28 protein-coding genes and 1 riboswitch are annotated in these 26,874 nt (G+C 45.1%); of the genes, 13 read left to right on the forward strand and 15 right to left on the reverse strand.

The window, feature by feature from the left end; all coding sequences use genetic code 11:
* Window positions 1–21: 21 nt before the first annotated feature.
* Both NFU07_RS04220 and NFU07_RS04225 read right to left on the reverse strand, forming a co-directional pair.
* Window positions 22–1,197, reverse strand: a complete 1,176-nt coding sequence (locus tag NFU07_RS04220; RefSeq protein ID WP_251475163.1) for an amidohydrolase — start codon at window positions 1,195–1,197, stop codon at window positions 22–24.
* 49 nt (window positions 1,198–1,246) lie between these two features.
* The gene (locus NFU07_RS04225) at window positions 1,247–2,446 is read right to left on the reverse strand and encodes a hypothetical protein (protein WP_251475165.1); all 1,200 of its coding nucleotides are present in this window, start codon (window positions 2,444–2,446) and stop codon (window positions 1,247–1,249) included.
* 381 nt (window positions 2,447–2,827) lie between these two features.
* Between NFU07_RS04225 and NFU07_RS04230 the strand changes: the two genes are divergently transcribed.
* The gene (locus NFU07_RS04230) at window positions 2,828–4,252 is read left to right on the forward strand and encodes an NAD-dependent succinate-semialdehyde dehydrogenase (RefSeq protein WP_251475166.1); all 1,425 of its coding nucleotides are present in this window, start codon (window positions 2,828–2,830) and stop codon (window positions 4,250–4,252) included.
* 40 nt (window positions 4,253–4,292) lie between these two features.
* On the opposite strand, the gene thrB is transcribed toward NFU07_RS04230, so the two are convergent.
* From thrB to NFU07_RS04245, 3 genes are read right to left on the reverse strand one after another with little or no spacing between them, the layout of a single operon-like run.
* Window positions 4,293–5,198 carry a homoserine kinase gene (thrB, locus tag NFU07_RS04235; protein ID WP_251475168.1) on the reverse strand — a complete coding sequence of 302 codons (906 nt, stop codon included), beginning with the start codon at window positions 5,196–5,198 and terminating at the stop codon, window positions 4,293–4,295.
* A complete protein-coding gene (gene thrC, locus NFU07_RS04240) occupies window positions 5,195–6,256 on the reverse strand; it encodes a threonine synthase (protein WP_251475170.1) in 1,062 nt (353 codons plus the stop codon). The genes thrB and thrC overlap by 4 nt, the downstream gene beginning before the upstream one ends.
* On the reverse strand, window positions 6,253–7,545 hold the full coding sequence (locus tag NFU07_RS04245) for a homoserine dehydrogenase (RefSeq protein WP_251475172.1): 1,293 nt from the start codon (window positions 7,543–7,545) through the stop codon (window positions 6,253–6,255). The genes thrC and NFU07_RS04245 overlap by 4 nt, the downstream gene beginning before the upstream one ends.
* A 124-nt stretch (window positions 7,546–7,669) precedes the next feature.
* Here NFU07_RS04245 and NFU07_RS04250 point away from each other — a divergent pair, with 124 nt between their 5' ends.
* On the forward strand, window positions 7,670–9,034 hold the full coding sequence (locus NFU07_RS04250; protein ID WP_251475174.1) for an aspartate kinase: 1,365 nt from the start codon (window positions 7,670–7,672) through the stop codon (window positions 9,032–9,034).
* A 775-nt stretch (window positions 9,035–9,809) separates the two neighbouring features.
* On the opposite strand, the gene NFU07_RS04255 is transcribed toward NFU07_RS04250, so the two are convergent.
* Both NFU07_RS04255 and NFU07_RS04260 read right to left on the reverse strand, forming a co-directional pair.
* Entirely contained in the window at window positions 9,810–10,304 is a 495-nt protein-coding gene (locus NFU07_RS04255; protein WP_251475183.1) for a cupin domain-containing protein, read from the reverse strand.
* Window positions 10,305–10,372: 68 nt separating this feature from the next.
* Complete coding sequence (locus NFU07_RS04260; RefSeq protein WP_251475197.1) at window positions 10,373–11,023, reverse strand: LytTR family DNA-binding domain-containing protein; 651 nt, start codon at window positions 11,021–11,023, stop codon at window positions 10,373–10,375.
* 174 nt (window positions 11,024–11,197) lie between these two features.
* Between NFU07_RS04260 and aceA the strand changes: the two genes are divergently transcribed.
* The 3 genes from aceA to NFU07_RS04275 all read left to right on the forward strand — a co-directional run bounded on the left by aceA (window position 11,198) and on the right by NFU07_RS04275 (window position 14,241).
* Window positions 11,198–12,487 carry an isocitrate lyase gene (gene aceA / locus NFU07_RS04265; RefSeq protein WP_235196830.1) on the forward strand — a complete coding sequence of 430 codons (1,290 nt, stop codon included), beginning with the start codon at window positions 11,198–11,200 and terminating at the stop codon, window positions 12,485–12,487.
* A gap of 61 nt (window positions 12,488–12,548) precedes the next feature.
* A complete protein-coding gene (gene aceB / locus NFU07_RS04270; RefSeq protein WP_251477094.1) occupies window positions 12,549–14,093 on the forward strand; it encodes a malate synthase A in 1,545 nt (514 codons plus the stop codon).
* Window positions 14,094–14,112: 19 nt separating this feature from the next.
* Window positions 14,113–14,241 carry a YhfH family protein gene (locus tag NFU07_RS04275; RefSeq protein WP_199876594.1) on the forward strand — a complete coding sequence of 43 codons (129 nt, stop codon included), beginning with the start codon at window positions 14,113–14,115 and terminating at the stop codon, window positions 14,239–14,241.
* Window positions 14,242–14,341: 100 nt separating this feature from the next.
* On the opposite strand, the gene NFU07_RS04280 is transcribed toward NFU07_RS04275, so the two are convergent.
* A complete protein-coding gene (locus NFU07_RS04280; protein ID WP_251475202.1) occupies window positions 14,342–14,635 on the reverse strand; it encodes a hypothetical protein in 294 nt (97 codons plus the stop codon).
* A 23-nt stretch (window positions 14,636–14,658) separates the two neighbouring features.
* Window positions 14,659–15,810 (reverse strand): acyltransferase, encoded by a 1,152-nt coding sequence (locus NFU07_RS04285; protein ID WP_251475203.1) that lies wholly within the window; start codon window positions 15,808–15,810, stop codon window positions 14,659–14,661.
* A 177-nt stretch (window positions 15,811–15,987) separates the two neighbouring features.
* Here NFU07_RS04285 and NFU07_RS04290 point away from each other — a divergent pair, with 177 nt between their 5' ends.
* Window positions 15,988–16,647 (forward strand): HAD family hydrolase, encoded by a 660-nt coding sequence (locus NFU07_RS04290; protein ID WP_251475205.1) that lies wholly within the window; start codon window positions 15,988–15,990, stop codon window positions 16,645–16,647.
* 37 nt (window positions 16,648–16,684) lie between these two features.
* On the opposite strand, the gene NFU07_RS04295 is transcribed toward NFU07_RS04290, so the two are convergent.
* The gene (locus NFU07_RS04295; RefSeq protein ID WP_251475207.1) at window positions 16,685–17,293 is read right to left on the reverse strand and encodes a pyroglutamyl-peptidase I; all 609 of its coding nucleotides are present in this window, start codon (window positions 17,291–17,293) and stop codon (window positions 16,685–16,687) included.
* Between the two features lie 158 nt (window positions 17,294–17,451).
* Between NFU07_RS04295 and NFU07_RS04300 the strand changes: the two genes are divergently transcribed.
* The 6 genes from NFU07_RS04300 (at window position 17,452) to NFU07_RS04325 (ending at window position 21,624) form a co-directional block, all read left to right on the forward strand.
* Entirely contained in the window at window positions 17,452–18,234 is a 783-nt protein-coding gene (locus NFU07_RS04300) for an ABC transporter substrate-binding protein (RefSeq protein WP_251475209.1), read from the forward strand.
* A 28-nt stretch (window positions 18,235–18,262) separates the two neighbouring features.
* The gene (locus tag NFU07_RS04305; protein WP_052650895.1) at window positions 18,263–18,922 is read left to right on the forward strand and encodes an amino acid ABC transporter permease; all 660 of its coding nucleotides are present in this window, start codon (window positions 18,263–18,265) and stop codon (window positions 18,920–18,922) included.
* Window positions 18,915–19,637, forward strand: a complete 723-nt coding sequence (locus tag NFU07_RS04310) for an amino acid ABC transporter ATP-binding protein (protein ID WP_246807304.1) — start codon at window positions 18,915–18,917, stop codon at window positions 19,635–19,637. Before NFU07_RS04305 ends, NFU07_RS04310 begins: the two co-directional genes overlap by 8 nt.
* Before the next feature lie 144 nt (window positions 19,638–19,781).
* On the forward strand, window positions 19,782–20,672 hold the full coding sequence (locus tag NFU07_RS04315; RefSeq protein ID WP_251475212.1) for a hypothetical protein: 891 nt from the start codon (window positions 19,782–19,784) through the stop codon (window positions 20,670–20,672).
* A gap of 92 nt (window positions 20,673–20,764) precedes the next feature.
* On the forward strand, window positions 20,765–21,334 hold the full coding sequence (locus tag NFU07_RS04320) for a hypothetical protein (RefSeq protein ID WP_251475214.1): 570 nt from the start codon (window positions 20,765–20,767) through the stop codon (window positions 21,332–21,334).
* Between the two features lie 122 nt (window positions 21,335–21,456).
* On the forward strand, window positions 21,457–21,624 hold the full coding sequence (locus NFU07_RS04325) for a hypothetical protein (RefSeq protein ID WP_251475216.1): 168 nt from the start codon (window positions 21,457–21,459) through the stop codon (window positions 21,622–21,624).
* A 65-nt stretch (window positions 21,625–21,689) separates the two neighbouring features.
* Here the strand turns inward: NFU07_RS04325 and NFU07_RS04330 are convergent, their stop codons facing one another.
* The 5 genes from NFU07_RS04330 to NFU07_RS04350 form a co-directional block, all read right to left on the reverse strand.
* Window positions 21,690–22,697: an LLM class flavin-dependent oxidoreductase gene (locus NFU07_RS04330; protein WP_251475217.1), complete on the reverse strand. Its 1,008-nt coding sequence runs from the start codon at window positions 22,695–22,697 to the stop codon at window positions 21,690–21,692.
* A 497-nt stretch (window positions 22,698–23,194) separates the two neighbouring features.
* Window positions 23,195–23,968 carry an STAS domain-containing protein gene (locus NFU07_RS04335; RefSeq protein WP_251475219.1) on the reverse strand — a complete coding sequence of 258 codons (774 nt, stop codon included), beginning with the start codon at window positions 23,966–23,968 and terminating at the stop codon, window positions 23,195–23,197.
* On the reverse strand, window positions 23,946–24,599 hold the full coding sequence (locus NFU07_RS04340) for a cobalamin B12-binding domain-containing protein (protein WP_251475221.1): 654 nt from the start codon (window positions 24,597–24,599) through the stop codon (window positions 23,946–23,948). Before NFU07_RS04340 ends, NFU07_RS04335 begins: the two co-directional genes overlap by 23 nt.
* A gap of 4 nt (window positions 24,600–24,603) precedes the next feature.
* Window positions 24,604–24,975 (reverse strand): hypothetical protein, encoded by a 372-nt coding sequence (locus NFU07_RS04345; protein ID WP_251475223.1) that lies wholly within the window; start codon window positions 24,973–24,975, stop codon window positions 24,604–24,606.
* Window positions 24,972–25,277 carry an antibiotic biosynthesis monooxygenase family protein gene (locus NFU07_RS04350; RefSeq protein ID WP_235196844.1) on the reverse strand — a complete coding sequence of 102 codons (306 nt, stop codon included), beginning with the start codon at window positions 25,275–25,277 and terminating at the stop codon, window positions 24,972–24,974. Before NFU07_RS04350 ends, NFU07_RS04345 begins: the two co-directional genes overlap by 4 nt.
* Before the next feature lie 207 nt (window positions 25,278–25,484).
* Window positions 25,485–25,590: riboswitch (SAM riboswitch) on the forward strand.
* A gap of 104 nt (window positions 25,591–25,694) precedes the next feature.
* Between NFU07_RS04350 and NFU07_RS04355 the strand changes: the two genes are divergently transcribed.
* A complete protein-coding gene (locus tag NFU07_RS04355) occupies window positions 25,695–26,870 on the forward strand; it encodes an aminotransferase class I/II-fold pyridoxal phosphate-dependent enzyme (RefSeq protein WP_251475225.1) in 1,176 nt (391 codons plus the stop codon).
* Window positions 26,871–26,874: the final 4 nt, after the last annotated feature.

Raw genomic sequence — 26,874 nt, forward strand, 5'->3', positions numbered from 1 at the left:
AAATTACACCCTCCATTTCTATTATTTTGTTAAATAAGCCCACGCGTATTGGGCATATAGTTCAGCACCAGTGGCCATAGCATCTTCATCAATATTGAATTTGCCATGGTGATGTGCCCACTCCGTATCTTTTTCTGTATTTCCGCTCCCGACTAAAGCAAAACTCCCCGGCACTTCGTCTAAGTAAAAGGAGAAGTCTTCTCCGCCCATCGTCGGCTTTTCATTATATATAGATCCTTCTCCAAAGGCCTCAGATGCTACTTGCTGGACAAGCGCTGCGCTTTCTTCCCCGTTAATGACTGCTTGAGTCCCACGAATGTATTCGACAGTCGCTGTTCCGCCGTAAATGGCCGCTGTATTAGCTGCGTATACTTCTAATTGTTTTTCAATATGGTCGCGCGTCGCGGCATCAAAACACCGTACCGTCCCTTCAATCTCAGCATTTTCTGCAATAATATTAAAACGTGTACCGACAATCATTTTCCCGATGGTTACGACTGCCGGCTGCTGCGGATCAATGGTGCGTGAAACGACCGATTGCACATTCATCACAAACGAAGAAGCAATGACAGCTGCATCGATGCAATCTTCTGGAATAGCTCCGTGGCCGCCCTGCCCTTTAAAATGGACTTTGAAGATATCTGCTGAAGCGAAAGACGGACCCGGGTTGCAGGCAACTGTGCCGCTCGGACTCTGCGACCAAATATGAATGCCAAAAACCTCATCGACAGCTTCGACTGCGCCTTGTTCAACCATAGCTTTTGCGCCGGTAGCTACTTCTTCCGCTGGCTGAAAAATAAAGCGGACGGTTCCAGGAATTTCATCTTTAACAGCGACTAACGCTTTAGCTGCTGCTAATAGCATCGCGGTGTGGGCATCATGTCCGCACGCATGCATTTTCCCAGCCTCTTTTGATTTATAAGGAAGATCAACATTCAACTCTTCAACTGACAATGCATCCATGTCCGCTCGAAGCGCCACTGTTTTTCCATCTTTCCCTCCTTTTAAATTCCCGATAACGCCCGTGGGCTCTGTTTTTCGGCATTCGATACCGAGATCCGTCAAATATTCGAAGACAAACTGAGAAGTTTTTACTTCTTCCCACGAAAGTTCCGGTTCGCTATGCAATTTTCTTCTGATCTCAATCATTTCTTCATTGTTTTCTTGAATCGCGTTTTTGATGATTTCATTTAACATTAATGCTCTCCTCCACTAGTTGACAATTTTTTCTTCTATTGAATAGGGATTATAGGAATCCGACAAATATTCCTGCTAGTATAACGGAAACAATCGTTACTGTGATAAAACCGGCTACAAGCATTGGCGGCAGCATATGGCTTGTCAATACTTCACGTTCTTTTTCATCTTTCGTCAATGAATTGATGACTTCGTTAGTGATAATATAGTCAGCCGGAAAACCGTAAAGGGCAGTCAATGAAACGGCAAATGCCATTTCTTTGCTGACTTTCAGCACTTTCCCCATGAAGAATGAAAAGACATACATGCCGGCAACACCAATGACGATACAGCCGATTAACGGATACAAAATTTCAAGCATCATACTTGGCGTCGCTGTTTTCAATCCATCGAAGATGTAAAGCAAGAGTGCCATGATGGCAAAACCGAAACCATTCGCTTTCATCAAAGGGTGTTTTTCTAAGAAACCGATTGAACGGCCAATAACCCCGAAAAGAAGGCAAAGGACGAATGGGCTGATTTCTACGACTGGTGCAGCCAGTGTAGACACTAAATAAGCCAAGTAAGCTACTAGCGATAATCTAAAGAATTTGAAGAAATCCGTATTGTATTTTTCAGGCATCCTCGCGAACATTCTCGGTTCTTTAACAGAGTTGACAGGTTCTGCTGTTTTCTGTGATGAAACCAGCTTTTGTTCAGGCAATTCATTATTGCGGTATTTGTTTAAAAGCATTCTACCTTCACGCTTCAACATGATCGACGTTAACGGGTACCCAGCAAAACCTTGGACTACATAGATGACAATCGCAAAAACAGCCAATGTAGGCAATCCAGCAGCAGCGGCACCTTCAGACATGATCAAGGCGGATACTAATCCACCGACTAAAGGCGGTATCGCTACAACTACCGTCTCAAAATCGAAAAGGAACGTGCCAATCGCAAACAAGAAAGCCACAATCCCAAGAATTCCAGAAAGGGCAATTAAAATCGTGCGCCATTGATTTTTTAATTCTTCAAGAGACAATAACGTCCCCATATTTGTGATCAACAAGTAAATGAGCATTGTTGCAACAACTGGCGGAACGCCGGCTATTGAAACAATGTCTTCCGGGAAGAAAGTCCAGTAACCAATGAGGAAAAGCACGCCGCTGACAAAGATGGATGGGATCCATGCTTTCGTCCGTATTGAAATCATTTCACCGATAAAAAGTATAAAAATCATTATTGCTAAAGCCAGCATTTGCGCCATAGTGCTTCCTCCTCTTTCTCTTAACTGTATGATTTTCTCTTGCTTTAATGGGTTAATACGCGCTGGCCAGTACGGCGTACTTTACTCCATTAAAGTAATGTTGCAATATTAGCATAGTTTTTACATTAGATAAATAGAATAAAATGACTATTATGAAATTACGGATAAATCAACAAGTGCTACCAAGTAAATGTAACCGATTCCAACAGCTATATATTGCATATTAGTGGCTCTAGCCAAATTAAATAAAAAAATTTATAAATTTTTTGTTCTTTCCGTTTTTCATGCGTTCATTCCGAAAAAATGGTTTTGTTTAAGGCACTCAGGTTAGAGGTAAAAGATATAATTAGAGTACGTGTGAATAAAAGGAGGAATTGAACAATGGAAGGCAAACATTATATCAATGGGGAATGGACTGTAAACGGAGATGACGTAATCCAAGTCATGAACCCGGCTACCGGTGAACAAGTCGGCACAGTTCCAAATGGCGGCGAAGCGGAAGCAACAGCAGCCATCGAAGCTGCTTCGGCTGCATTTCCTAGCTGGTCAAAGACGACAGTTTATGAGCGGGCAGAATTGTTAATGAAATGGCATGATTTACTTCTTGAACATAAAGAAGAAGTCGGAGCAATCTTGACAAAAGAAATGGGAAAACCTTTAGCTGAAGCCATCGGTGAAATTGAATATTCCGCATCTTTCATTTCTTGGTTTGCAGAAGAAGGCAAACGTTTATACGGCCGAACGATTCCCGCAAGCAAAGAAGGCAAACGAATTCAAATCAATAAACAGCCAGTGGGCGTCGTTGTTTCTATTACTCCGTGGAACTTCCCGGCAGCCATGATGGCCCGCAAAATGGCCCCTGCTCTAGCAGCCGGCTGTACCTTTGTTGCTAAACCTGCAAAACTCACGCCGCTCACTGCCGTTCGAATCTACGAACTGGCGGAAGAGGCTGGATTTCCAAAAGGCGTTATCAATCTTGTGACGGGAAGTGCGAGCAAAATCGGCAAGGTATTTACAAGCCATCCGGATGTACGGAAACTGACTTTTACCGGATCAACTGAAATCGGCAAGGAACTGATGAAGCAAAGCTCAGAAACGATGCTTAACCTTTCCTTGGAACTTGGGGGTCATGCACCGATTATCGTGCTCGATGATGCGAATCTTGAACTCGCTGTCGAAGGCGTCATGGCTTCAAAATTCCGCAATGCTGGGCAAACTTGTGTATGCGGAAACCGGATTTATGTGCAGTCCAGCATCGTTGATAAGTTTTCAACAATGCTTCAGGAAGCGACAGCTAAGTTAAAAGTCGGGAATGGCCTTGACGAAGGAGTAACGATTGGGCCGCTCGTTGATAAAGATGGCTATGAAAAAGTGGAAAAACATGTACAAGACGCCGTTTCTAAAGGTGCGAAAGTATTGATTGGCGGCGACGGAAAATCTGAAAACGACGCTTACTTCTACAATCCGACTGTTTTGGTGAATGCCAATTCCGATATGCTTGTGATGAATGAGGAGACGTTCGGGCCAGTGGCTCCCATCATGTCATTCGAGAAAGACGAGGAAGCCGTAAAACTCGCAAATGATACGCGTTTCGGTTTAGCTGCCTATTTCTTTACCGACAGCATGTCCCGCGGAACGTATCTTGCTGAAAACCTGGATTATGGGATTGTCGGCTGGAATGACGGCTCCCCTTCTACAGCACAAGCACCGTTCGGCGGCATGAAAGAAAGTGGACTCGGGCGCGAAGGCGGACAAGAAGGACTCGAAGCATTCGTTGAAACCAAATACATTTCGATCAAATTATAATAAAAAGGTCCAGGGATTTTTTCCCTGGACCTTTTGGTTTTTATAAAACTGTTTGAACGGATTTGATCCCCGTCTCAGCAGGTTTGGTTGCGAGGCATTCGTAATGTGGGAATTGCTTACTTAAAATCCGGCTAAGCTCCTGTTCTTTTCCTTTTTCCATCACGATGAAAAGTGACGGGCCGGCTCCGCTGATCGCTGTACCATATGCGCCCGCTTTCCTGCAAACTGCACGAATTTCATCGAATCCAGGAAATTTTGCTTTACGATAAGTTTCATGGAACTCATCTTTTTCCATCATGCGCCCAGCCGTTTGCCAATCTCCGCTAGCAATCGCAGCTGACACGACATTGGCAGCTGCACTGCTGCTGATCGCTTTTTTATAGTCCAATTTTTCCGGCAGCAAACCTCTGGACTCACTCGTCAAAAAAACTTCCTGCGGCACTAAGATGATGATTCCGATATCGGCTTTCGGTACATGCACGACTGCGAGATCTTCCCCATTTGCATATGAAATCGTAGCACCGCCCAGCAAAGATGCTGAAATATTGTCAGGATGCCCTTCCATTTCAGTGCCTATCTTAACCTTTTCCTGCTTGGTAAGCCTTAATCCCAACAGACAATCGGCAATCTCGATTCCACCGGCAATTGCTGATGCACTGCTGCCAAGTCCGCGGCCAAGTGGAATATCGGTTTCAATCAGCAATTTTGCCGGAGCTAGCAGTTTTCCGTATTGACTCGCCACTTTTTCGGCCGTTTGTACAATCAAATTGTCTTTTGAGTTTGGAAGATGGCGATACTCTTCATTCGCATATTCTACGGTCCAAACAGGATTTTCTGAAACGTGAATCGTCATATGGAGATCGAGAGCCAGCCCGATTGAATCAAAACCTGGCCCGAGATTTGCCGTTGAAGCTGGGACAGTTACAGTGAAATCATTCCATTTCATAATTTCACTCCTTTTTTTAAATCCTCCCAAAATCGTTCCATGTCTTCAGGCACGAGCTGTGCTTTGTGTTCATTTACTGAAATGGCTGTTTCGGGATCTTTTAAGCCGTTGCCTGTCAAAACCGCTACGACAGTCGAGCCTTTTTCAATCATGCCGCTTTCGACTTGTTTCTTCAATCCAGCAATGGACGCACATGAAGCAGGTTCTGCGAAGACACCTTCTGTTGAAGCTAAAAGTTGATAAGCTTTTAAAATCTCTTCATCTGTTGCGGCGAGTATAGTGCCATTCGATTCGTCGAGCGCATTCAATGCAAGCTGCCAGCTGGCAGGGTTGCCGATGCGGATAGCTGTTGCCACGGTTTCAGGATTTTCAACAACTTGATTATTGACGATCGGCGCTGCCCCTGCGGCTTGAACGCCTAATAATACCGGACGCTTTTCGCCTGTTTTCTCGGCATATTCGCTAAAACCTTTCCACGCGGCAGAGATATTCCCTGCATTTCCAACAGGAAGAGCGAAAAGATCCGGCACTTGCCCTAATTGGTCGATGACTTCAAAAGCGATCGTCTTCTGTCCTTCCAAGCGATACGGATTTACCGAATTAACAAGGGCAATTCCAGCTTCTTGGCCGACTTCCCGGACCATCTGCAATGCTTCATCAAAATTGCCTTTGATTTCAAGGATTTCTGCCCCATACATTTTAGCTTGAGCCAATTTGCCGAGTGCAATGCGTCCTTCCGGGATGACGACAATTGTGCGCATGCCCGCTCTTGCACCGTAAGCCGCTGCAGAAGCGGAAGTGTTACCAGTCGAAGCACAGACAAGCACTGTTTTCCCTTCTTCTTTCGCTTTTGCCACTGCCATGACCATTCCACGGTCTTTAAAGGAACCTGTAGGATTAGCGCCTTCCAATTTCACGTATAAGTTGATGCCCCATTCTTCCGATAATTTCTCCAAATGCACCAACGGCGTATTTCCTTCTTGCAATGTCAATGCCGGCGTCGCATCGCTTACTGGCAGCCACTCTTTATATTGTTCGATCAATCCTGGCCATCTCATGCTGTTTCCTCCCCTTCAATACGGTAATGGCTGATGACGCTTGCCGTCCCTTCTAAATCTTTGAGTACGTCCAAATGCTGCTGGCGTGAAATTTGATGGGTCAATAAAATCAGTTCTGCTTGGCCTTCGTTTACTGCCGGATTTTGTATGACCGACTGGAGGCTTGCATTGTTTTTACTATAGATAGAAGTCAATTTCGACAGAACGCCCACTTCGTCCTTCACTAGCAGACGGTGGAAATACTTTGAATACCGGCTCGTTTCCGGTTTGATGACGCGTTCGTGCTGTGCTGAATGGACGCGTTTGCCGTTCACTTCCAGTAACAGATTGCGGCAAGCAGCAATGATATCCGAAACCACTGAAGTGGCTGTTGGCAGCGAACCTGCCCCCGGGCCATACAGCATCGTTTCTCCCACTGCATCGCCATATATGTATACTGCATTGAACTCATTATTGACAGAAGCCAATGGATGGGAATTCGCTAAGAAAATAGGTTCCACAGAAACTTCGATGCCTTCTTCGTCTTTTTTGGATGATCCGACCATTTTCATGGTATAGCCGAATTTCCCAGCCATTTCGAGGTCTCCATCTTTGATTTCTTTCATGCCTCTTACGAGTACATCATCCAAATGGACTTCCGTCGAGTAAGCCAAAGAAGAAAGAATGACCATTTTCCGGGCTGCATCCAAACCGTCTACGTCTGAGGATGGATCTGCTTCTGCATATCCAAGCCGGGTAGCTTCGGCTAGCGCATCTTCATAACTCATATTTTCCTTTTTCATTTTCGTTAAGATGAAATTCGTCGTCCCATTGACAATCCCCATTAAACTCGATATCCGGTCAGAAGCTAATCCGTCTTCCAATGTCCGGATTATCGGGATGCCGCCTGCGACACTTGCTTCATAAAACAGATCGCATTTCTCAGCATCTGCAAGTTTTAATAATTCATGTCCATATTCAGCCATCACGTCTTTATTGGCTGTCACGACTTGCTTGCCTGACTTTAGCGCTTCTTCGATCGCTTTCTTTGCACCGTCGATGCCGCCCATCACTTCTACAATGATATCAAGGGAAGGATCGGTCAAGATTTCCTGGATATTGGTCGTGAAGACTTCTTGATCTAAACTTGATAATCTTTCCTTATTATGGTTTCGGACCAGCACCTTTTTTATCGTGACAGGTACGCCAAGTTTGTGGTGAAGGTCCTGCTGATGCTGCTGCAGAATTTTTGCTACACCGGTCCCGACTGTTCCCAGTCCAAGCAAGCCGATTGAAATTTCATTTTTCATTGACGATTCCTCCCAAGGTGTGTACACTGTGAAAATACAGTTGTTTTCTACATAAAGACATTATAGTATTATATAAAATTTAACACAACCCTAAATTCACTATTAACAGATTGGACTTGATAAGATGAAGGTATGTAAATTCGGTGGAACATCCGTCGCAAACGCTCAGCAATTAAAAAAAGTGGCCTCAATCATCCGTGAAGATCCATCCCGAAAAGTGATCGTTGTATCAGCTCCCGGCAAACGATTCGACGGCGATACAAAAGTAACCGATCTTTTAATCGATTTAGCCGAAGCCGCATTAGCCGGACGAGATACAGCCCCGGCTCTCCAAAAAGTGGTGGACCGCTATACACAAATTGCCGCCGATTTGGAGCTGGATAGTGAGATTACAGCTATCATAGCTGCGGACCTTGCCGGCCGTTTATCATTCAGCCAAGAAAACCCTTCTCTATTCTTCGATCAATTCAAAGCGAGCGGCGAAGACAACTCCGCTAAGCTCGTTGCAGCTTATTTGACTTCTATCGGGTTGCAGGCCGAATACATCAATCCAAAAGAAGCGGGGCTCATCGTCACGGAAGCTCCCGCCCGCGTGCAAGCGCTGCCGATTTCAAATGACAACTTATCGACCTTGCGCAAGAAAAACTCCATATCCGTTTTCCCCGGATTTTTCGGCTTCACCCGAAACGGAGAGCTGCGGACATTTGACCGCGGCGGTTCCGATATTACCGGTTCCATCTTATCTGCAGCTATCCAAGCGGAACTTTACGAAAACTTCACGGATGTGGATTGTGTCTTCGCCGCGAATCCGCGGATCGTAGAAAACCCGGCGGAAATTGAAGTGATGACTTACCGTGAAATGCGTGAATTGTCTTATGCCGGCTTTGCCGTCCTTCACGATGAAGCATTAATGCCGGCATTTAAAGCTTCTGTACCCGTCTGCATCAAAAATACGAATAATCCGAATGCACAAGGCACGATGATTGTTGCGGAAAGGGATTATTCCAAACGCCCCGTTACCGGCATCTCAGCGGACAGCGGCTTCTCCACTTTATACGTCAGTAAGTATTTGATGAACCGGGAAGTCGGCTTTGGCCGGAAGCTGCTGCAAATTCTTGAAGACGAAAACGTTTCTTATGAACATATCCCATCCGGCATAGACAATTTATCCGTTATCATACGGAGCCACCAGTTGACTCCTGAAAAAGAATTTCGCATTGTCAGCCGGGTAAAAAATGAATTGAACGCCGATGACGTCCATTTGAACAGCAAGTTCTCGATGGTGGTGCTAGTAGGTGAAGGCATGAAATATACAACTGGGCTCGCAGCCCGCGCTACAGAAGCCATCTCACGGACGGGTGCCAATATCGAAATGATCAACCAAGGCTCTTCTGAAGTCAGTTTGGTGTTCGGCGTCCTACAGAAAGACGAACAAAAAATTTTGAAAGAATTGTATAAGGAATTTTTTGTTCCATCTTATTCGTTATAAAAATATCCAAAGCCCCCTGACATTTCCAATGTCAGGGGGCTTTCATTTTCCGGCTAACCGGCCAGCTTCTCGAGGTCTTAAGACGCCTTACCTGTGCGGCAAAAAGCGCCGCTTCGGCAATTCGCCTTAAACTTGTCGAAGCTACACGGCTCTTTCCGCTTTTCTTATTGTCCAGACTCCGGCAGCTAGCCGCTCGAGGTCGCTTCAGTCTTAGCTGCAATGGCAAAGAACGCCATTTCCGCTAAGGCTTCCAGCGCTTGTCGCGGCTGACAAGCTGCCTCCGCTTTTCTTATTGTCCAGCTGCAAGAGCCAGCTTCTCGGGGCATAAGTCAGCCCACTGCGGCGGCAACAGCCTCCTCGCGGTCCGCCTTATGCCTTTCGAAGCTCCACGGCTCTTTCCGCTTTTCTTATTGTCCAGACTCCGGCAGCTAGCCGCTCGAGGTCGCTTCAGCCTTATCTGCAATGCCAAAGAACGCCATTTCCGCTAAGGCTTCCAGCGCTTGTCGCGGCTGACAAGCTGCCTCCGCTTTTCTTATTGTCCAGCTGCAAGAACCAGCTTCTCGGGGCATAAGTCAGCCCACTGCGGCGGCAACAGCCTCCTCGCGGTCCGCCTTATGCCTTTCGAAGCTCCATGGCTCTTTCCGCTTTTCTTATTGTCCAGACTCCGGCAGCTAGCCGCTCGAGGTCGCTTCAGTCTTAGCTGCAATGGCAAAGAACGCCATTTCCGCTAAGGCTTCCAGCGCTTGTCGCGGCTGACGAGCTGCCTCCGCTTTTCTTATGACCAATTCGTTAGCAATGGGCCGTCTTCTCCGTGCACCGGATCGTATTTTGGCAAAGGGGCGTCCAAAATATCTTCGAGCACTTCCGGCCGTTCATCTTGTTCACCCAATTTTTTATTGGGCTTGAGTCCGTCCGGATAAGCTCCGACCACTTGGAAATCTTCTGTGCTTTCAAGCAATTTGTGGCCCGTTCCCGCTGGCAAAACGACCACGTCGCCTGTTTGGACGTCAAACGCCTTTCCTTGTTCTCCGCCAAGCTGGATTTTTGCCGATCCTGAACGCACACCCAGTACTTCGTGTGTATTGCTGTGGTAATGGTGATAATCGAACACACCGTCTGTCCAGCTATTCGTCCAATCATTCCGATTGAATACCGCTTCGATTTCTTCCGGATTTCCTTTAAATACGCTTGGATAAATGACTACCGGAAGCCTCGGATTATTCGGGATGGATCCATCATCTTCAAAATGTACAAATTGTTCCTCTGGCATCTGTTTCACTCCTTTGTCTTCTTACCCCCTCTCTTCCCCAGTAATGCTTGCTTAAAACGGAGAACGTTTTAAAAACCCAACCGCTCCCTTACCGTGCTTACATAGTTTTGGCTGATCGGCAAAATCGAACCGTCTTTCATTGTCATTAAATAATTGGAGGAAAAATCTCTGGAGATTTCTTTAATGAATGAAATATTGACGATATAGGAACGGTGGATAGGCAGGAATAGATCCGGAAGGCGATCTTTCAAATATTTTAAAGTATGGATTGAACAATAGGTTTCCTCTTCTGCATAAAACCATGTCTTCTTTTGGCTGCTTTCAATATGTGAAATTCGATCGATCGGAACTGGACGCCATGTTTCTTCCACTTTTCCAGTTAAAAAATGTACGGGCTGTTTTGGCTGGATCATATGGTCAGGCGGTAAGATAATCACTAGAACGCCTGCTTTCCCAGCCACTTCAATCGGGTAGCCGACACCAAAATAAGCGGCTCCAAGTACCGATTCCTCGACGAGCATTTCGATTCGCTTTCCTTCTATATATGTACGGGCAGCTATACTCCCCGGCAAAACTTTGTCGCCTAAACCGATATGGAGATCCCGTTTTCCCGCTTTGTAATAGACATACTTCCCCTCTACCGCAATCGCAATCGAAGCTTCTTTCGGAATCCAATCCCCCATAATAAAGCCCACTTGTTCCAATACCAACTTATCCATACAGCGATTCCCCTTTCAAATGTCTTTGTCGTGAAATCCTTTCTTTCATCAGCGAATAACTCGTTTTATCCAATATTCAAGACAGTCAAACTATTCTGTTATATATTAATATACATCAAAACAAACTGTATTAATACAGTAGAATTAAAATTTTTATTCGAAAGGGATGGTTAAATGGTCAGCAAACAACAACAAGCAGAAGAATTGAAAAAGAGCTGGGAGCAGGACAGCAGATGGAATGGAATTGAACGCCCTTACTCCGCAGAAGATGTCGTTAAACTTCGTGGATCCATTCAAATTGAATATACTTTAGCTAAAAAAGGAGCTGAGCGTTTGTTCCGCTCGATCCATGAAAAAGATTTCGTCAACGCTTTAGGCGCATTGACCGGCAACCAAGCCGTCCAGCAAGTCAAAGCCGGACTGGAAGCGATCTATTTGAGCGGTTGGCAAGTTGCCGCTGATGCTAACTCAGCTGGACAAATGTATCCGGACCAAAGTTTATATCCGGTCGACTCGGTACCGACGGTTGTCAAAAAGATCAACCAGGCATTGCAGCGCGCCGACCAAATCGATCATGTCGAAGGCAATGAAGGATTCGACTGGTTCGCACCGATTGTTGCAGATGCAGAAGCAGGCTTCGGCGGCCCGTTGAATGTATTCGAATTAATGAAAGCGATGATTGAAGCCGGTGCAGCTGGCGTCCACTTTGAAGACCAATTGGCTTCGGAAAAGAAATGCGGCCATTTAGGCGGGAAAGTTTTGCAGCCGACGCAAAACGCTGTGCGCAATTTGGTTTCTGCTCGCTTAGCATCTGATGTGCTCGGTGTACCAACTGTATTAATCGCACGGACTGACGCAGATGCCGCTGATTTGATTACCAGTGATATCGATCCATTAGACCATCCGTTCATCACAGGTGAACGCACACCGGAAGGATTCTACCGGACGAAAGCTGGAATCGATCAAGCCATTGCACGCGGCCTTGCTTATGCTCCTTACGCTGATTTAGTGTGGTGCGAAACTTCGCACCCGAACTTGGAAGAGGCAAAACAATTCGCCGATGCAATCCATGCGAAATTCCCAGGCAAATTGCTCGCTTACAACTGCTCGCCTTCCTTCAACTGGAAAGCGAAGCTCGATGAAGAAACCATAGCGAAGTACCAAGTGGAGCTTGGGAAGATGGGCTATAAATTCCAGTTCGTCACGTTGGCCGGCTTCCATGCATTGAACCACAGCATGTTCGAGCTTGCGCATGATTATAAAGACAACGGCATGGCCGCTTACTCAAAATTGCAGCAAGCTGAATTTGCAAGTGAAGCAAAAGGCTATACAGCAACTCGACATCAGCGTGAAGTGGGAACCGGCTACTTCGATGAAGTTTCACAAATCATTTCGGGCGGCACAAGCTCGACCACTGCCATGAAAGGTTCGACTGAAACGGCCCAATTCCAATCGGTGAAATGAAAGGGTGATTTGATTGATCACGAAATCGAATGTCTCCATTAAAAATACAGTGACACCTGAAATGGAAACAATTTTAACTCCTGAAGCACTGGCTTTTATTGAAAAGCTGCACGTACATTTTGATGACAGGCGGTTAAGTTTGCTTGAAGAGCGGCAAGTCCGCCAGCAAGAAATTGATCGTGGAAAACCGCTGAATTTTCTTCCGGAAACGAAGTATATCCGCGAAAACGACTGGACGATTGCTCCGTTGCCAGATGATATGAAAGACCGGCGTGTGGAAATTACCGGTCCGACAAACCGGAAAATGCTGATCAATGCATTGAATTCAGGCGCTAAGATGTTCATGGCCGACTTAGAAGATGCGACCGCACCGAATTGGTTCAATGTCATCGACGGGCAGATCAATTTGCGCGATGCGGTCAGACGGACGATTTCTTTTGAAGCGCCTGGAACTGGAAAGAAATATTCTTTGCACGAAGACACGGCTGTCTTGATGGTACGTCCACGCGGCTGGCATTTATCCGAGAAGAACATCGAGATAGATGGACGTGCTGCTTCAGGCAGCTTAGTCGATTTCGGCCTTTACTTCTACCATAACGCAAAAGAGTTGATTGACCGAGGCACGGGTCCTTATTTCTATCTTCCGAAAATGGAGAGCCACTTGGAAGCAAGGCTTTGGAATGATGTCTTCGTTTTTGCACAAGACGAACTCGGAATCCCGCAAGGAACCATCCGGGCGACGGTGCTGATTGAGACCATTCTCGCAGCTTTTGAAATGGACGAAATTCTTTATGAACTGCGTGACCATTCAGCTGGACTCAATTGCGGCCGTTGGGATTATATTTTCAGTGTCATCAAGCGCATGCGAAACCGTCCGGAATACCTTTTTCCTGACCGGGCACAAGTCACGATGACGGTGCCGTTTATGCGAGCCTATACCCAATTATGCATCCAGACTTGCCATAAGCGAAATGCACCGGCACTTGGCGGCATGGCAGCACAGATTCCGATCAAAGGAAATCCGGAAGCGAACGAAATGGCTTTCCGAAAAGTGGCGGAAGACAAGCGGCGGGAAGCAGCAGATGGCCACGACGGCACATGGGTCGCCCATCCAGGAATGGTCGCCGTGGCGATGGAGCAATTTGACGACTTGATGCCTTTGCCAAACCAGATTCACCGGAAGCGGGAAGATGTTCAGGTGAGTGCAGAAGATTTGGTGGAAGTGCCGACCGGCAACATAACGGAAGAGGGATTGCGTGCCAATATCTCTGTCGGCATCCAGTATATTGCTTCTTGGCTATCCGGCAACGGAGCCGCACCCATCAATCATTTGATGGAAGATGCAGCCACTGCCGAAATCTCCCGATCCCAAGTATGGCAGTGGATCCGCCACCCAAATGGAATTTTGGAAGATGGACGGGACATAACGATTGAGTTATTCCATGAAATCATCGAAGAAGAAGCAAATACGATCAAAGAAACTGTCGGAGATGCCATTTATCTATCAGGACGTTTCGCAGAAGCCCGTGAATTGTTTACAGAGCTGACTTTACAAAATGATTTTGCCGAATTTTTGACATTGCCAGGATATGAAAAACTAAACTAACATACTGGAGGAGATCCCTATGAAAACGACAAAAACATACGAAACACGCTCTAAGAAAGAATGCCGGGAATGCGGATGCGAAATCAAAGAACAACGTGAATCCATCATCTACGAATGCGAACGCTGCATCGCAAGCAAAGACGAATAATTGATTGAAGGCCTCTCCTACATATGGAGGAGCCTTCTTTTTTATTACTTATAGACAAAAAAGAACCACTCCAGCGCAGTTGCTGGAGCGGTTCCATCCATCAATCCTGATTGGATGATTGAATGCGGTAACGCGAATCTTCTTCTAGTTTGTTAAAAATTTCAATGAAACGAATGCCTCGAGGTTTCTCTTCCGCCGGCGCCTCTTCAGCATCCAGCACATCTGCCAGTGGCTTAGACTCCGGTTCAATAATGAGTGAATCGAAATCCTCCATTAAGCTTTGCAAACCCTCATAGCCATCTATTTTTTTATCTTTGCTCACTTGCTCATAAAGCTCTTGTGATTCATCTTCCGTCAACTCGATATACCCTACCGTGATCCTTTTTTCCGTCATGCGATGACCTCCTGTCAAACTCGTTACGTTTCCTTTCTATACCCTTCACTGGAAACGGGATAAACATCAGCTGAAGCAGGCTTTTTCACTTGCCAGAACAAAGGCGCATTTTTTGGAAGTTTCCCGAAAACAAAACTTGCAAAAGGAATAAAGCGGTGGAACCACCAAATGACGAAATAACAAATGACCGCCACTAAGAAATACTGGAAGAAAATCATGAAATGCCAAGAATACCATCCATCCTTGATCGGAAAATAGATATTTACTTGCGTGATAACGTAAGGATGCATCAAATAGAAGCCGAAAGAGTAATAAGCGATATTTTTGATTTTTAACGTGGTGCTTTCAGTGAATGACATGACAAAGCGCTCTGATAGATAAAAGAAGAAAATTCCACCAACTACCAGGAAACCGATGCCGATCAATTTATATAATTCCTCTGGTATTGGCACCCGTGTATTAAACGCATTTTGATAACGAATCAGCACATACGGGATCGCCATTGAAAGAAATGCCAAGAAGAGCCAAGCTGTCTTAGTTTTGCTGACTTTCGCAGTCAATTCCTCGTAATGGAGACCGATCCAAGCGCCCAGCAAAAATGCCGCCATCGTGGACATAAAGAACGGTCCCGTGACCAACTGATATTTGAGATTCGCAAAATAATAGACGAATTCAATGACAATACCGACGAGCCACAAGTATTTCCGTAGGAAAGCCGACTTTTGTACAATGAACATCAGAATTGGGAAAATCAAATAGAATTGGACCACTAGCGAGATAAAATGAAGCTGGTATTTGCTGCCGCCGTCAATAATATTGTCAATGATGCCAGCGAGATCGAACACTTTATGGTTATAATAGATTGCATCCGCTTCATAGATGATGCACCAGACAACGTATGGAATTAATATGTATACAACCCGTTTGCGGAAATAATCGAGAAGGACTTTCGGGGTCCATTCGCGGTTCCGGTAATTATAGAAAAACACAATTCCTACGAGCATGATGAACAAACCGGCTTCCACACGCACGATATTGTTCAGGAAATGATAGGACATATGTTGAATCGTATTCGGTGAAAACAGATGGCTATATGGCGCTGTCACGTGGACCAGAACAACCATCATCATTGCAAACACCCGTATGTAATATATCGATTTAATTTCTTTTTTCAAATCCCACTACCTCCGGAAGAAATTGCAAAGTGAAAGTGCCACTCTTGCCTCCCTCCATCTTATCATAAAATTAGTACGTTTAGGTTCCTTTAATATATCGGATAAACAAGTAGAAGACTCCCCTCCTTTCCGTTATGATGTTATTACAAGAAATTTACAACGACCGGAGTGATTTTCATGCGTGTAGCGATATTCGATTTTGACGGAACCTTATATTCAAAAGAAACTTTTCAGTTGATGATGGACCATTTAAAAAACCACCCGATCCACAGCAGCAGGTATCGCCAGTTCTACCGCGCAATCATGCCGCCCTATATCGGTTCGAAATTAAAACTTGTCTCAGTCCAAAAAATGCGCGAGCGTTCTGTTCAAGCTTACCTAACTGCGCTTAAAAGCTTCACTAAACCCGAAATGGAATCCTACTTCTCAGAGATTGCTGACAAAATGCATCATGATTTTAACCCGAAAGTTGTTGAGCGGCTAAAAAATCACGTCGAAAAAGGCGATTATGTGATGTTGGTTTCAGGGGCTTTTACCCCTTTGCTTTATTCGGTGACCGATAACTTGCCGATCCAAACCATTATCGGCACAGAAATTCCTTATGCAAATAGCATCCTGGACCATCAAGCTAAGGTCAATCATATTCAAGGGCCGATGAAAACCCAAAAGATCCATGAAGTATTGGCCGGGAAAGAAATCGATTGGGCAAATAGCTTCGCCTATGGGGACAGCCATTCCGACCTGCCCGTACTGGAACTTGTCGGCCATCCTGTAGCCGTTCAACCAGAAGCACGCCTCCGTACAGTCGCTGAACAGCGAAACTGGGAAATTATCTAAGAAAAGCGATCCGCCGGTAATTCGGCAGATCGCTTTTTTATTCTTCTCCCATCACTTCAATACAAAGGCGAATGCCTTTTACTAAATCGCTGTGCGGCCAACTTGGAATATTGCCGTGTTGAATCCCTAATTCATGGGAAGCGGGAATATGGATAAACCCAGTCGGCATATTCAGTTGTCGGATAGCAGCTAGATGGAGGCCTTCATACATAATATTATTGCATAGATATGCACCTGCTGTATTTGAAATATCTGCAGGCAATCCGTTTTGAATCAAGCGGGCGACCATTTTTCGGATGGGCAGCGTTGATAAATAAGCGGGCTCTCCACCGAACACAATCGCTTCGTCTACCGGCCTATGCCCTTCATTGTCTGCTGCTCCATCTTTAAAATTGATAGCGATACGCTCAGGTGTAATCTTAAAGCGCCCCGCTGCTAATCCCAACGATACAATTGCGTCTGGCTTAATTTTTTCTATGTAAGATAAGAATTGTTTACCTGACTTATTAAAATCTACTGGCATCACCTTTCCGATAATCTCATAGCCGGCAATCATTTCCCCGTCCAACTCTTCCACTATTTTCATCGTCGGATTGACAGTATAGTCCAAGAACGGTTCAAAACCGGTCAACAATAGTTTTTTCATCCTCTTCACACCTCTCCCCTCTATTATAGCTGAAAATACAGAAAAATTGAAATACATTTTTATTCACTAAATAGAATAAAAAACCCTTTATTATTTGATATTAATTTGTTAAAATTCATTTAGTTGAATAAATATTCGAAAACTTGGAGGAATTACATATGAAAAAGAAAAATGTTTTATTGGCTTTAGCTGCATCCGCTGCATTAATGCTCGGAGCTTGCGGAAATGATGACTCAACTTCAGGAAGCTCGGAAGCTTCGGATGAAACAAAAGTGTTGAAAATGGGTACTTCAGCAGAATTCCCTCCTTTTGAATCCCGCAACGTTGATGGGGAAATTGTGGGATTTGATATTGATTTGGCCAACCACATTGCCGATGAACTCGGCTATAAACTCGAAATTACCGATATGAAATTTGACGGCTTGATCGGTGCTCTTCAAAACGACCGTGTGGATATGGTTATTGCCGGCATGTCCGCTACCGAACAGCGTAAAGAGAACGTCGACTTTTCTACAGAATACAACCATTCCGGCGAGATGTTCTTAACCCCTAAAGGGTCGGATGTGAAAAGCCTTGAAGATCTGGAAGGAAAAGTCGTGGGTGTCCAGCTCGGCACAATTCAAGAAGAAGGTGCGAATAGCATCATCGAAGACGAAGGCATCAATTTTGAACTGAAAGCATTGGATGATTCCGGAGCTTTGATCCAAGAGATATTGTCCGGCCGCATCGATGCAGCTTATATGGATAAAGCCGTGGCGAAAGGCTATATCGAAGCCCAAGACCTGGATGCATTTGATGATCCGACAACCGCTTCTCCTGGAATGGCCGTTGCTTTCCCGAAAGGCGGCGATCTTGTGGAAGATGTGAATGCTGTCCTTGCTGAAATGGAAGAAAGCGGCAAGATTGATGAACTAAAAGAGAAATGGGAGATTCAAGAGTAATCTTCCTTAGAGAAAAGAGTTGGATACAATGAACTTGGACTTTTCGCAAATCGTCCCGTATATCCCTTTCATGTTGGAAGGGATTTGGGTGACGTTGAAATTCGTATTCTTTGCCATCATTTTAGGAGCAATTCTTGGGACGATTTTGGCATTATTCAAAATCGGCAGCATCAAACCCCTGCGTTGGTTCGCTGATGCCTATACATCGATTTTCCGTGGCACTCCTTTGATTTTGCAGTTGATGATTATTTATTATTCCATCCCGCAACTAACGGGCTACGACATCTCGCCTTTCCTTTCTGCGATTCTGGCATTCGGATTAAACTCTTCCGCCTACATCTCAGAAATCATCCGGGCTGGCATACAAGCTGTGGATAAAGGGCAGATGGAAGCGGCACAAGCTCTTGGCATCCCTTATCGCGCAATGATGAAAGACATCATTTTGCCGCAGGCATTGAAAAATATCCTTCCTGCTTTAATGAATGAATTCATCACTTTGACGAAAGAATCAGCTATCGTTTCGACCATCGGTTATCTTGATTTGATGCGCCGCGCACAAGTCGTCGGCTCCGACCTATTCCGCAACTTCGAGCCGTTATTATTCGTCGGCTTGATTTACTGGTGTCTGGTCATGGGATTGACGGTTCTTGGCAGATTGTTCGAACGGAGGTTGAAACTAAGTGATTAAAGTAGAAAAGCTGTATAAAAAGTTTGGAAGTAATGAAGTTTTGAAGGATATTTCCACAGAAATCAAAAAAGGCGAAGTGGTCTCAATCATCGGCCCTTCCGGCTCAGGAAAATCAACTTTCCTGAGATGCTTGAATTTGTTGGAGACCCCCACTTCCGGTTCAGTTATTGTAAATGGACAGGACTTGTCCGGTCCCAAAAAAGACATCCAGAAAATCCGCCAGCAGATCGGCATGGTGTTCCAGCATTTCCACCTCTTCCCTCATCTGACGGTTTTAGAAAATTTGACGTATGCACCGATGAAAGTCAAAGGCGAGAAAAAAGCGTTGGCCGAAGAAAAGGCGCGGACATTGCTAAAACGCGTCGGATTGTCGGATAAGGAAAAAGCCTATCCAAGCAGCTTGTCTGGCGGACAAAAACAGCGTGTTGCCATTGCACGGGCTTTAGCAATGGAACCGGAACTCATGCTTTTCGACGAACCGACTTCCGCTCTCGATCCGGAAATGGTGAAAGAAGTGCTCGAAGTCATGAAGGACTTGGCAAAATCCGGCATGACAATGGCCGTTGTCACACACGAAATGGGCTTTGCCCGCGAAGTAGCAGACCGTGTCATCTTCCTCGACCACGGGGTATTGGTCGAAGACGGTCAGCCGATTGAATTTTTCAACAGCCCGAAAACAGAACGTGCTAGAGACTTTTTGGAGAAAGTGTTATAGAAAAGCGCCCGAAGCGACGCTTTTTTCTATTCACGTGCAACTTCTTTTCTAATCAGCACTTGTTCATCCGATGCTCATATCTCCTCCGTTTATTTTCCTGCCCTCATGATATAATCAAAGCAGTTTGAAATAATAGAGGTGGAAATGTTGATTCGAAAGATTGTACTCTCAATAGCTGTTTTCTTTTTCATGGCGCTGATCTTATTTACCGGCATGATGTTCCTGAAAAACGAAACAGAAGTTTATTCGTTAGGAGAAATGAAATTAATGGTGGAAAAGCCGACGTTTTTCACCCTAGCAGATGCAAAACCTGTACAAGAAGATGAAGATCTTATTTCTGAACATGAAATCACGTTGCTAGGGCTTCCGATTGGCACTTATACCCTTGTCGAGCGGACTTTGGAAAATGGCGTAAAAATCATATTTGAAGAAATCGATAACACCAGTTGGATGCCTTACGCACTTTCATTGAACACAGACGGTTTAAAGGAAGCTAAAGTAAAATCATGGAATGATGAACCGGTGCCACGCAATGAGGATCCGGTATACGGCAATGACCCGACCCGCAATCCTTTTGGTACAATCTCTTTTTCCGAGAATGAGATATTGCAAGGGAACTTATATGTATCGCGGCAAATCCCTCTTGGAAACGGCAATAAAGTCCAGGAACTGCGCCACGAAATTCCTGATCTCACTATTGAGGAAGGCAGCTTGCTAAAAAGTTTCTGGCTCCCGCCAAAACACCAAGTACAAACGTGGTTTATGTTGGCCAAGACTCCTTTCTTTGAATCCGAAGAAAAGGAAGACGAATGGATTCAATTTGCCGCTGAAAACCGGCAACAGCAGCTGAATTGGCTGACACCTGCTGGACCATTGGTTAAAATCGAACAAACAGACGATCTTCGCACAGAGCTCGCCTATGATTTAAACGAAGATCGGACAGCAGATACAATTTCAGCAGAATGGAATGAAAAATCCCCTTCCCTCTTTTTTGAATCGATGATGCTGAACGCTCACATCAATTCAGGTAAATGAGTAGAATCCGCAAAAGCAGTTTCGCTTTTGCGGATTTTTTTGTAACAATCGTCCTCTTCAAGCGTCTAACTCTAAAAATACGGGAGGATCTCATGGCCAAAATATGGACAATCGTTTTCTTTATGCTCGTCGCTTTTCCTGCTATTGCACTCGCAGCACCCGATCCAAATGAAGTGGAAGCGATTAAACAAGCAGCGCCAGTCCATCTGATTGGCACTGTTATTGAAGACGAGATGCTCGAACAAATCGATGACTCGAATTTCCCGCATCAGGAACGGAAGATGGTTTTACAGATCACCTCGATCGTTAAGGGCCTTGAAGGGGCAGATGCTAGTTCATCTGTGGAAGTGCATTATACGTATATTCCGTCTTGGCTAGAGATGGAAGGCGGAGCCCGGATGGACATTGCCAAATCGGACGAAATCGAAATTTGGCTAAAAAAAGAGACGGGGGTCTGGAAACCCGCTCTTTCAGGTAATACGGTTGTGCATCTATACAAACATGAGAATCGCCCGCAACACATGCTTCCCCCTGCAACAAGCATGCCTAATTTTATTAAAAGTAGATTGAGTGCCATACCTCTTGGAATGGTCGTAGCGGTCCTGCTCTTTTTATCCTTATTCCTAATTGCCGGTATTTCAAAACGATTTTCCGCTCGCTAAGAGTCAAATCCGAGTTCATTCGCTTTCAATAAGACAGAATAATCAGTATAATTAATTGAGAGAGAATAATTTACCCATCATCCTTCAGTTAACGATTTTATTCATAAGGAGGCTATTTCATCATGGAACGCGCTCGAGTGGACCAAAAGGAAATTTCCCGTCTCTTAGATGAAGATTATTATGCAGCTTTGAATATGATTGGCGAAGGCGGACCGGATTATGCGGCTATTGAGGATGATGCACCGGAAGAAGTGAAGCGCGACGCTAAAAAGGCGGAAGAGCTTCAATAAACTTTTGGCTCCCAAACAAAATAAGACCCCGAGAAAGCAGTGCTTTCTCGGGGTCATTTTTTAGCTCATTCCATTAATTCAGCAACAATTTCATAGGAACGTAGACGATCTTTTTGGTGGAAAATCTGCGAATTGATGATCACTTCGTTCGCTCTTGTTTTATTGATGAAACTACGCAGTTTTTCACGAACCACATCCGGTGTTCCGACAATCATCGATTCCGAATCCAATTTCTCACGGAAAATCGCAATTTCACGATCCGTCCATTCCTCTTCCAAGTTATCGATCGGCGGCATGAAAGTTGTCGGCATTCCGCGCATCAAGGCAAACATTTGCGCTTGGCTTGAAGTCGCTAACCACTCAGCCCGTTCTTGGGTATCGGCTGCAATCACATTGACTCCAACCATTGCATAAGGCTCTTGTAAGTCTTTCGATGGTTTGAAATTCTGATGATACAATTGCATCGCCTGCATCGTAAAGTCCGGCGCAAAATGGCTGGCAAACGAAAAAGGCAAACCTTTCACTGCCGCAAGCTGTGCGCTATAGCCGCTTGAGCCTAATAGCCATAAAGGAATATTCAAGCCGATCCCTGGGTAAGCCTTCACTCGGCCAACCGGGTTATCGGAAAAATAATTCTGCAGTTCAGCGACAGACTGCGGAAATTCGTCCACATTGCTCTGCAAATTTCTACGGAGCGCATAAGCCGTTGCCTGGTCGCTTCCTGGCGCCCGTCCTAGCCCAAGATCGATGCGTCCTGGATAAATGGTTTCAAGCGTTCCAAATTGTTCAGCAATGACCAGCGGTGCATGGTTAGGCAGCATAACTCCACCTGACCCCACTCGGATCGTATTCGTATGGCCTGCAATATGGCCAATTAATAAAGAAGTAGCAGAACTGCCGATTCCTGGCATATTGTGATGCTCAGCAAGCCAGTAACGGTTAAAACCCCATTTCTCTACATGCTGGGCAAGTTCTACACTATTTGCAAAAGACTCAGCCGTTTTGCTGCCTTCATTGATCGGCGCTAAATCCAAAACGGATAAGGGAACATTTTCAAATTTCTTTTGATTCATCTAATCTTCACTCCTTGTCACTAATATTGTAGCGATTTTGCCAAATAAAGGCATGCAATCAGCTCACTCGAGAAAAGCGAAGCCGCCTTGACAGCCGCGACAAGCTTAAGGCGGATTGCCGAAGCGGCGCTTTCTGCCGCATAGGCAAGACGACTTAAGACCTCGAGCGGCTAGGCGGCATAGCTGGACAAACAGAAAAGCGGAAGCGACTGTTTTAGCCCTGACAGGCTTAAGGCAGAACACGCAGGAAAGACATTGGCCGATGGTTTGTGAGGGCAAGTCTTTGCGACGAAGCTAGCGAAGCGATGCAGGAGCATATCTTTGCCCTTCACCGATTTCCGTAGTGGACTGCCTTAAGACCCCGAAGGGCTAGTCGCTGGAGTCTGGACAACCAGAAAAGCGGAAGCGGCTGTTTTAGCCCTGACAGGCTAAAATCACCCCCCTATCCCCCCGCTAATTTCCTCCCAAAACAAAAAAGCCGACTCGGTTTTTTCGAGTCAGCTCTTGCTGGTTTCTGGACGCAAAGCAATTACTTCTTGCAAAGAGGAAATAAACTTCATGGACAATAGCGATTGAAGATGATGAAGCTTTTTAGCATGAATCGGTTTTACTCCGCAAATGATGCTTTCTGTGCCCATCACGGAGATTGTCTGCAAAAGAGATTCTAAGCTGATCAATCCTTGGCTTGTAATTTTAGTCATTGCAGTAAAATCCAAAATAACCATTTCCGCATTTACTTGATAAATATTTTCCAATAAGCGTGAACTGACAGCTTCCACTTTTTCTCTGGATAATTCCCCAAATAACGGAATCAACAGCCGGTCCCTATCCAATTGGATGCAAGGGGCGGATAACTCTTGAACTTGCTTCAGCAATTCCGCAGTCCGCTCTTTTTCCAGAAATAAATCATAATCGGTCTCATTAAGCCGGGAACGAAGCTGGCCAAGCTGCTGGACGATTCTCTCCATTTTGCCGTCTTTAGGCACAAGTATTACAGATAAGCTAAATTGGCTGTCCCATTTTGCAAAAACATCTGCCAAAATCAGCTTGCTTGGCTGTGCGATCACATTCAGCTCAAACTTTTCGACTACCGTTCCAGAAGTCAGCATCTTCGTCGCCTTGTTTGCACTCGCTTCATCCACGATTTCTAAGAATGAGGAAATCTCGCCAAATAACCGCCGAGCTTCTTCGGAACAATGGACCACGGAGAGCTTTTCATTTAGCCGAAAAGCCGGGAGCGGCAAGGCATCATATTGAAATTCTGTATTCATCATCCGGCTCCTCCCCCGTTTTAATCCAGTGTTCCAATTGCTCGAGGTCCTTCACTAAAATGGCGCCTTCATCAATCAAGATGCTGCTGCTTTCAAATGCAGCGGCTCGGCCGCCGACGATGATTGCAGGAGCATGCGCCAGCTCTTTGAAACTTTTGATATAAGCTTTTAAAGTTGGCAGACGATAGACAAGCGCTGCTGATAAAGCGATTGCGTCTGGCTGCCAGCGATTGGCCGCTTCTACAGCATGGTCAAGCGGCATATTCGGCCCTAAATAATTGACGGCCCAATTGTGTTCACGGAAAAGGCTTGAGACCATCTTCAATCCGATATAATGTTCTTCGCCTTCAGGTCCCAACACCATGACTTTCCGTTTTAAAGAATGTGTTTCTTCTCCACGCTTATCAATCACCGATACGACAAAATCACAAATCGCCGTAGCAAGATGTTCATCTGCCACTGAAATTGCATTCGTTTCCCATAGCTCACCAATATGGTACATCGCGGGTGTTAATAGCTGATCAAAAAGTTTTTTCCGATTATGGCTGTCGAGAAATTGCTGAACTTGCTTCAGCGCTTCCAGGTCGTTGCCTTGCAAAAAAAGTTCCGCTAATTCGGTTGGTTGGATCATCTGATCAACCTCCCTTCTTCAAATTGCTGCCTTTCAACAAATCGATCGCCTCTTGTAGGCATTGTTGCATGAAATCTTTTTCTTTCAGTTCAACTTGCGCTTCTAATAAACCAGTGAGTCTTTCAAAATTATCTACGATCAAGTCTGACTCGACATTTCGGCTCGTTAATACCTTTTCAAGCCATAACGTATAATCAAGAAACACCTGTCTATCGTTCAAATCATACGCCGTCTCCAAATGGTCGAGATGATGCATATTGTCTTTTTCCGTATGTTCAAATCCGCGCTCGCCAAAACGATCCCATAGGGTTGGATAAGCTTCATATATTTGAATAGCCGTGCTTTTGGCAATTTGCTGCTTTAAATCTTGATTCATTCCGCTACCACCTCATACTGATGGACTTTCGGCACAATGCCTGCAAGCGCTTTGTCAGGATAATGCTTTTCGAGATCATGGATTTCCTTGAACTCATTGCTTCTTACCCATTCCATGTAGGCCTCTTTCGAATGCCATTCCAAGTGGACAGTCAATTCATTACGTTTCTTTGTATTCTGGATCAGCCGGAAAGAATGGAATCCAGGAGCTTTATCTACCCGTCTTGAACGTTTGCGGTAAATATCAATGAGGTCCTGAGTCTTCTCTTCAGGCACCACAACAGTGGATGTCACAATATACATCAGATTACCCCTTTGAAATAAAATGTTAATATCCATTATAACCTTTCGTCATTCGAATTAAAAGAAATCGCTTATTTGCTTATAGAGCGTTTAAACCCTGGTGGGCTTTTCCATTTAAAAGAATTTTTTCACAATTGCACTTGCAGTTTTTGATGAGATGGTTTAAGCTTGAAGACATCGCAACATCCATAACTTCATATTATTTATTTCTTATCAAGAGAGACGGAGGGATTTGGCCCTTTGATGTCTCAGCAACCAGCCTGACGAAGGCCACGGTGCTAATTCCAAAAGGCGTATGCCTTAAAGATGAGAAGAACGTGTTCCTTATGAAACGGAGCTTTCTTCTTGCTGAAGAAAGCTCCGTTTTTCTATTTATCAACAAGAACCGTTCTCTACAACTAATAGGAGGTTTTCATTATGGCAAATCATTTAGAGACTCGTTTTATCCATTCAACTGGCGTAGACAAAGAAACGGGGGCAGTCAATGTCCCTATTTACTTGTCCTCCACGTATCATCAGCCCAATATCGATGAGTTCGGACCATTCGACTACAGCCGTTCAGGCAATCCGACGCGCCAAAAATTAGAGGAAACGATTGCGAAACTCGAAAATGGCACCCGTGGATTTGCCTTTTCTTCCGGAATGGCTGCTATCTCCTCTGCTTTCATGCTTCTATCTGCCGGAGACCACGTTCTTGTTTCTGAAGATGTCTACGGCGGAACTTATCGTTTCGTCACGGAGGTGCTGAATAAATTCAATATCGACTACACATTCGTCAATATGACCGATCTCAGTGAGATGGCCTCTGCCATCCGCGAAAATACAAAAGTCATCTATATTGAAACGCCTTCTAACCCGGTGATGAACATCACGGATATTGAAATCGCGGCTAAGCTTGCGAAAGCAAACGATTGTTTAACTTTTGTCGATAATACATTCATGACGCCTCTTTATCAAAACCCGCTTGACCTTGGAGCAGACATCGTCTTGCATAGCGCTACAAAATTCCTTTCCGGCCATAGTGATATCATTGCCGGACTCGCCGTGACAAAAGACGAAGAGCTCGGCAGCCGGCTCGCTTTTATCCAAAACACATTCGGTTCGATTTTAGGGGCGCAAGATTCCTATTCGCTTATCCAAGGCATTAAAACACTCGGCGCCCGTATGAAACAATCTTCTGCGTCAGCTCGTATCATTGCTGATTATTTGCATAGCCATCCCGTAGTGGAAGAAGTATATTATCCCGGTTTCCGGTTCCATCCGGGAAATCCGATACATGAACGGCAAGCACGTGGAGCAGGGGCGGTTTTGTCTTTGCGCCTCGCCGATAAAGCTGCAGCCAAGATTTTCGTCGACAGCTTGCAAATCCCGGTTTTCGCGGTATCGCTTGGGGCAGTTGAAACGATTCTTTCCTATCCAGCCACCATGTCTCATGCATCCATGCCAAAAGAACAGCGTGAGCAGCGAGGAATCACCGACGGCTTATTGCGATTATCCGTTGGATTGGAATATGCCGATGACTTGCTTGAAGATCTTGAGCAAGCATTAAAAAAAGTACACGAAGCTAGCCCACAACCTGTATTAACTAAATAAAAAA

This window comes from Planococcus sp. NCCP-2050 (assembly GCF_023708025.1).
GTDB lineage: Bacteria > Bacillota > Bacilli > Bacillales_A > Planococcaceae > Planococcus.

Coding starts and splice junctions, on each gene's coding strand:
- NFU07_RS04355 (WP_251475225.1), top strand. CDS start 25,695: ATGGCAAATCATTTAGAGACTCGTTTTATCCATTCAACTGGCGTAGAC.
- NFU07_RS04315 (WP_251475212.1), top strand. CDS start 19,782: ATGTTGATTCGAAAGATTGTACTCTCAATAGCTGTTTTCTTTTTCATG.
- NFU07_RS04340 (WP_251475221.1), bottom strand. CDS start 24,599: ATGATCCAACCAACCGAATTAGCGGAACTTTTTTTGCAAGGCAACGAC.
- aceA (WP_235196830.1), top strand. CDS start 11,198: ATGGTCAGCAAACAACAACAAGCAGAAGAATTGAAAAAGAGCTGGGAG.
- NFU07_RS04290 (WP_251475205.1), top strand. CDS start 15,988: ATGCGTGTAGCGATATTCGATTTTGACGGAACCTTATATTCAAAAGAA.
- NFU07_RS04245 (WP_251475172.1), bottom strand. CDS start 7,545: ATGAAAAATGAAATTTCAATCGGCTTGCTTGGACTGGGAACAGTCGGG.
- NFU07_RS04280 (WP_251475202.1), bottom strand. CDS start 14,635: ATGACGGAAAAAAGGATCACGGTAGGGTATATCGAGTTGACGGAAGAT.
- NFU07_RS04325 (WP_251475216.1), top strand. CDS start 21,457: ATGGAACGCGCTCGAGTGGACCAAAAGGAAATTTCCCGTCTCTTAGAT.
- NFU07_RS04220 (WP_251475163.1), bottom strand. CDS start 1,197: ATGTTAAATGAAATCATCAAAAACGCGATTCAAGAAAACAATGAAGAA.
- NFU07_RS04345 (WP_251475223.1), bottom strand. CDS start 24,975: ATGAATCAAGATTTAAAGCAGCAAATTGCCAAAAGCACGGCTATTCAA.
- NFU07_RS04335 (WP_251475219.1), bottom strand. CDS start 23,968: ATGAATACAGAATTTCAATATGATGCCTTGCCGCTCCCGGCTTTTCGG.
- NFU07_RS04330 (WP_251475217.1), bottom strand. CDS start 22,697: ATGAATCAAAAGAAATTTGAAAATGTTCCCTTATCCGTTTTGGATTTA.
- NFU07_RS04295 (WP_251475207.1), bottom strand. CDS start 17,293: ATGAAAAAACTATTGTTGACCGGTTTTGAACCGTTCTTGGACTATACT.
- NFU07_RS04320 (WP_251475214.1), top strand. CDS start 20,765: ATGGCCAAAATATGGACAATCGTTTTCTTTATGCTCGTCGCTTTTCCT.
- NFU07_RS04260 (WP_251475197.1), bottom strand. CDS start 11,023: ATGGATAAGTTGGTATTGGAACAAGTGGGCTTTATTATGGGGGATTGG.
- NFU07_RS04230 (WP_251475166.1), top strand. CDS start 2,828: ATGGAAGGCAAACATTATATCAATGGGGAATGGACTGTAAACGGAGAT.
- aceB (WP_251477094.1), top strand. CDS start 12,549: ATGGAAACAATTTTAACTCCTGAAGCACTGGCTTTTATTGAAAAGCTG.
- NFU07_RS04275 (WP_199876594.1), top strand. CDS start 14,113: ATGAAAACGACAAAAACATACGAAACACGCTCTAAGAAAGAATGCCGG.
- thrC (WP_251475170.1), bottom strand. CDS start 6,256: ATGAGATGGCCAGGATTGATCGAACAATATAAAGAGTGGCTGCCAGTA.
- NFU07_RS04250 (WP_251475174.1), top strand. CDS start 7,670: ATGAAGGTATGTAAATTCGGTGGAACATCCGTCGCAAACGCTCAGCAA.
- NFU07_RS04225 (WP_251475165.1), bottom strand. CDS start 2,446: ATGGCGCAAATGCTGGCTTTAGCAATAATGATTTTTATACTTTTTATC.
- NFU07_RS04300 (WP_251475209.1), top strand. CDS start 17,452: ATGAAAAAGAAAAATGTTTTATTGGCTTTAGCTGCATCCGCTGCATTA.
- NFU07_RS04350 (WP_235196844.1), bottom strand. CDS start 25,277: ATGTATATTGTGACATCCACTGTTGTGGTGCCTGAAGAGAAGACTCAG.
- NFU07_RS04305 (WP_052650895.1), top strand. CDS start 18,263: ATGAACTTGGACTTTTCGCAAATCGTCCCGTATATCCCTTTCATGTTG.
- NFU07_RS04255 (WP_251475183.1), bottom strand. CDS start 10,304: ATGCCAGAGGAACAATTTGTACATTTTGAAGATGATGGATCCATCCCG.
- thrB (WP_251475168.1), bottom strand. CDS start 5,198: ATGAAATGGAATGATTTCACTGTAACTGTCCCAGCTTCAACGGCAAAT.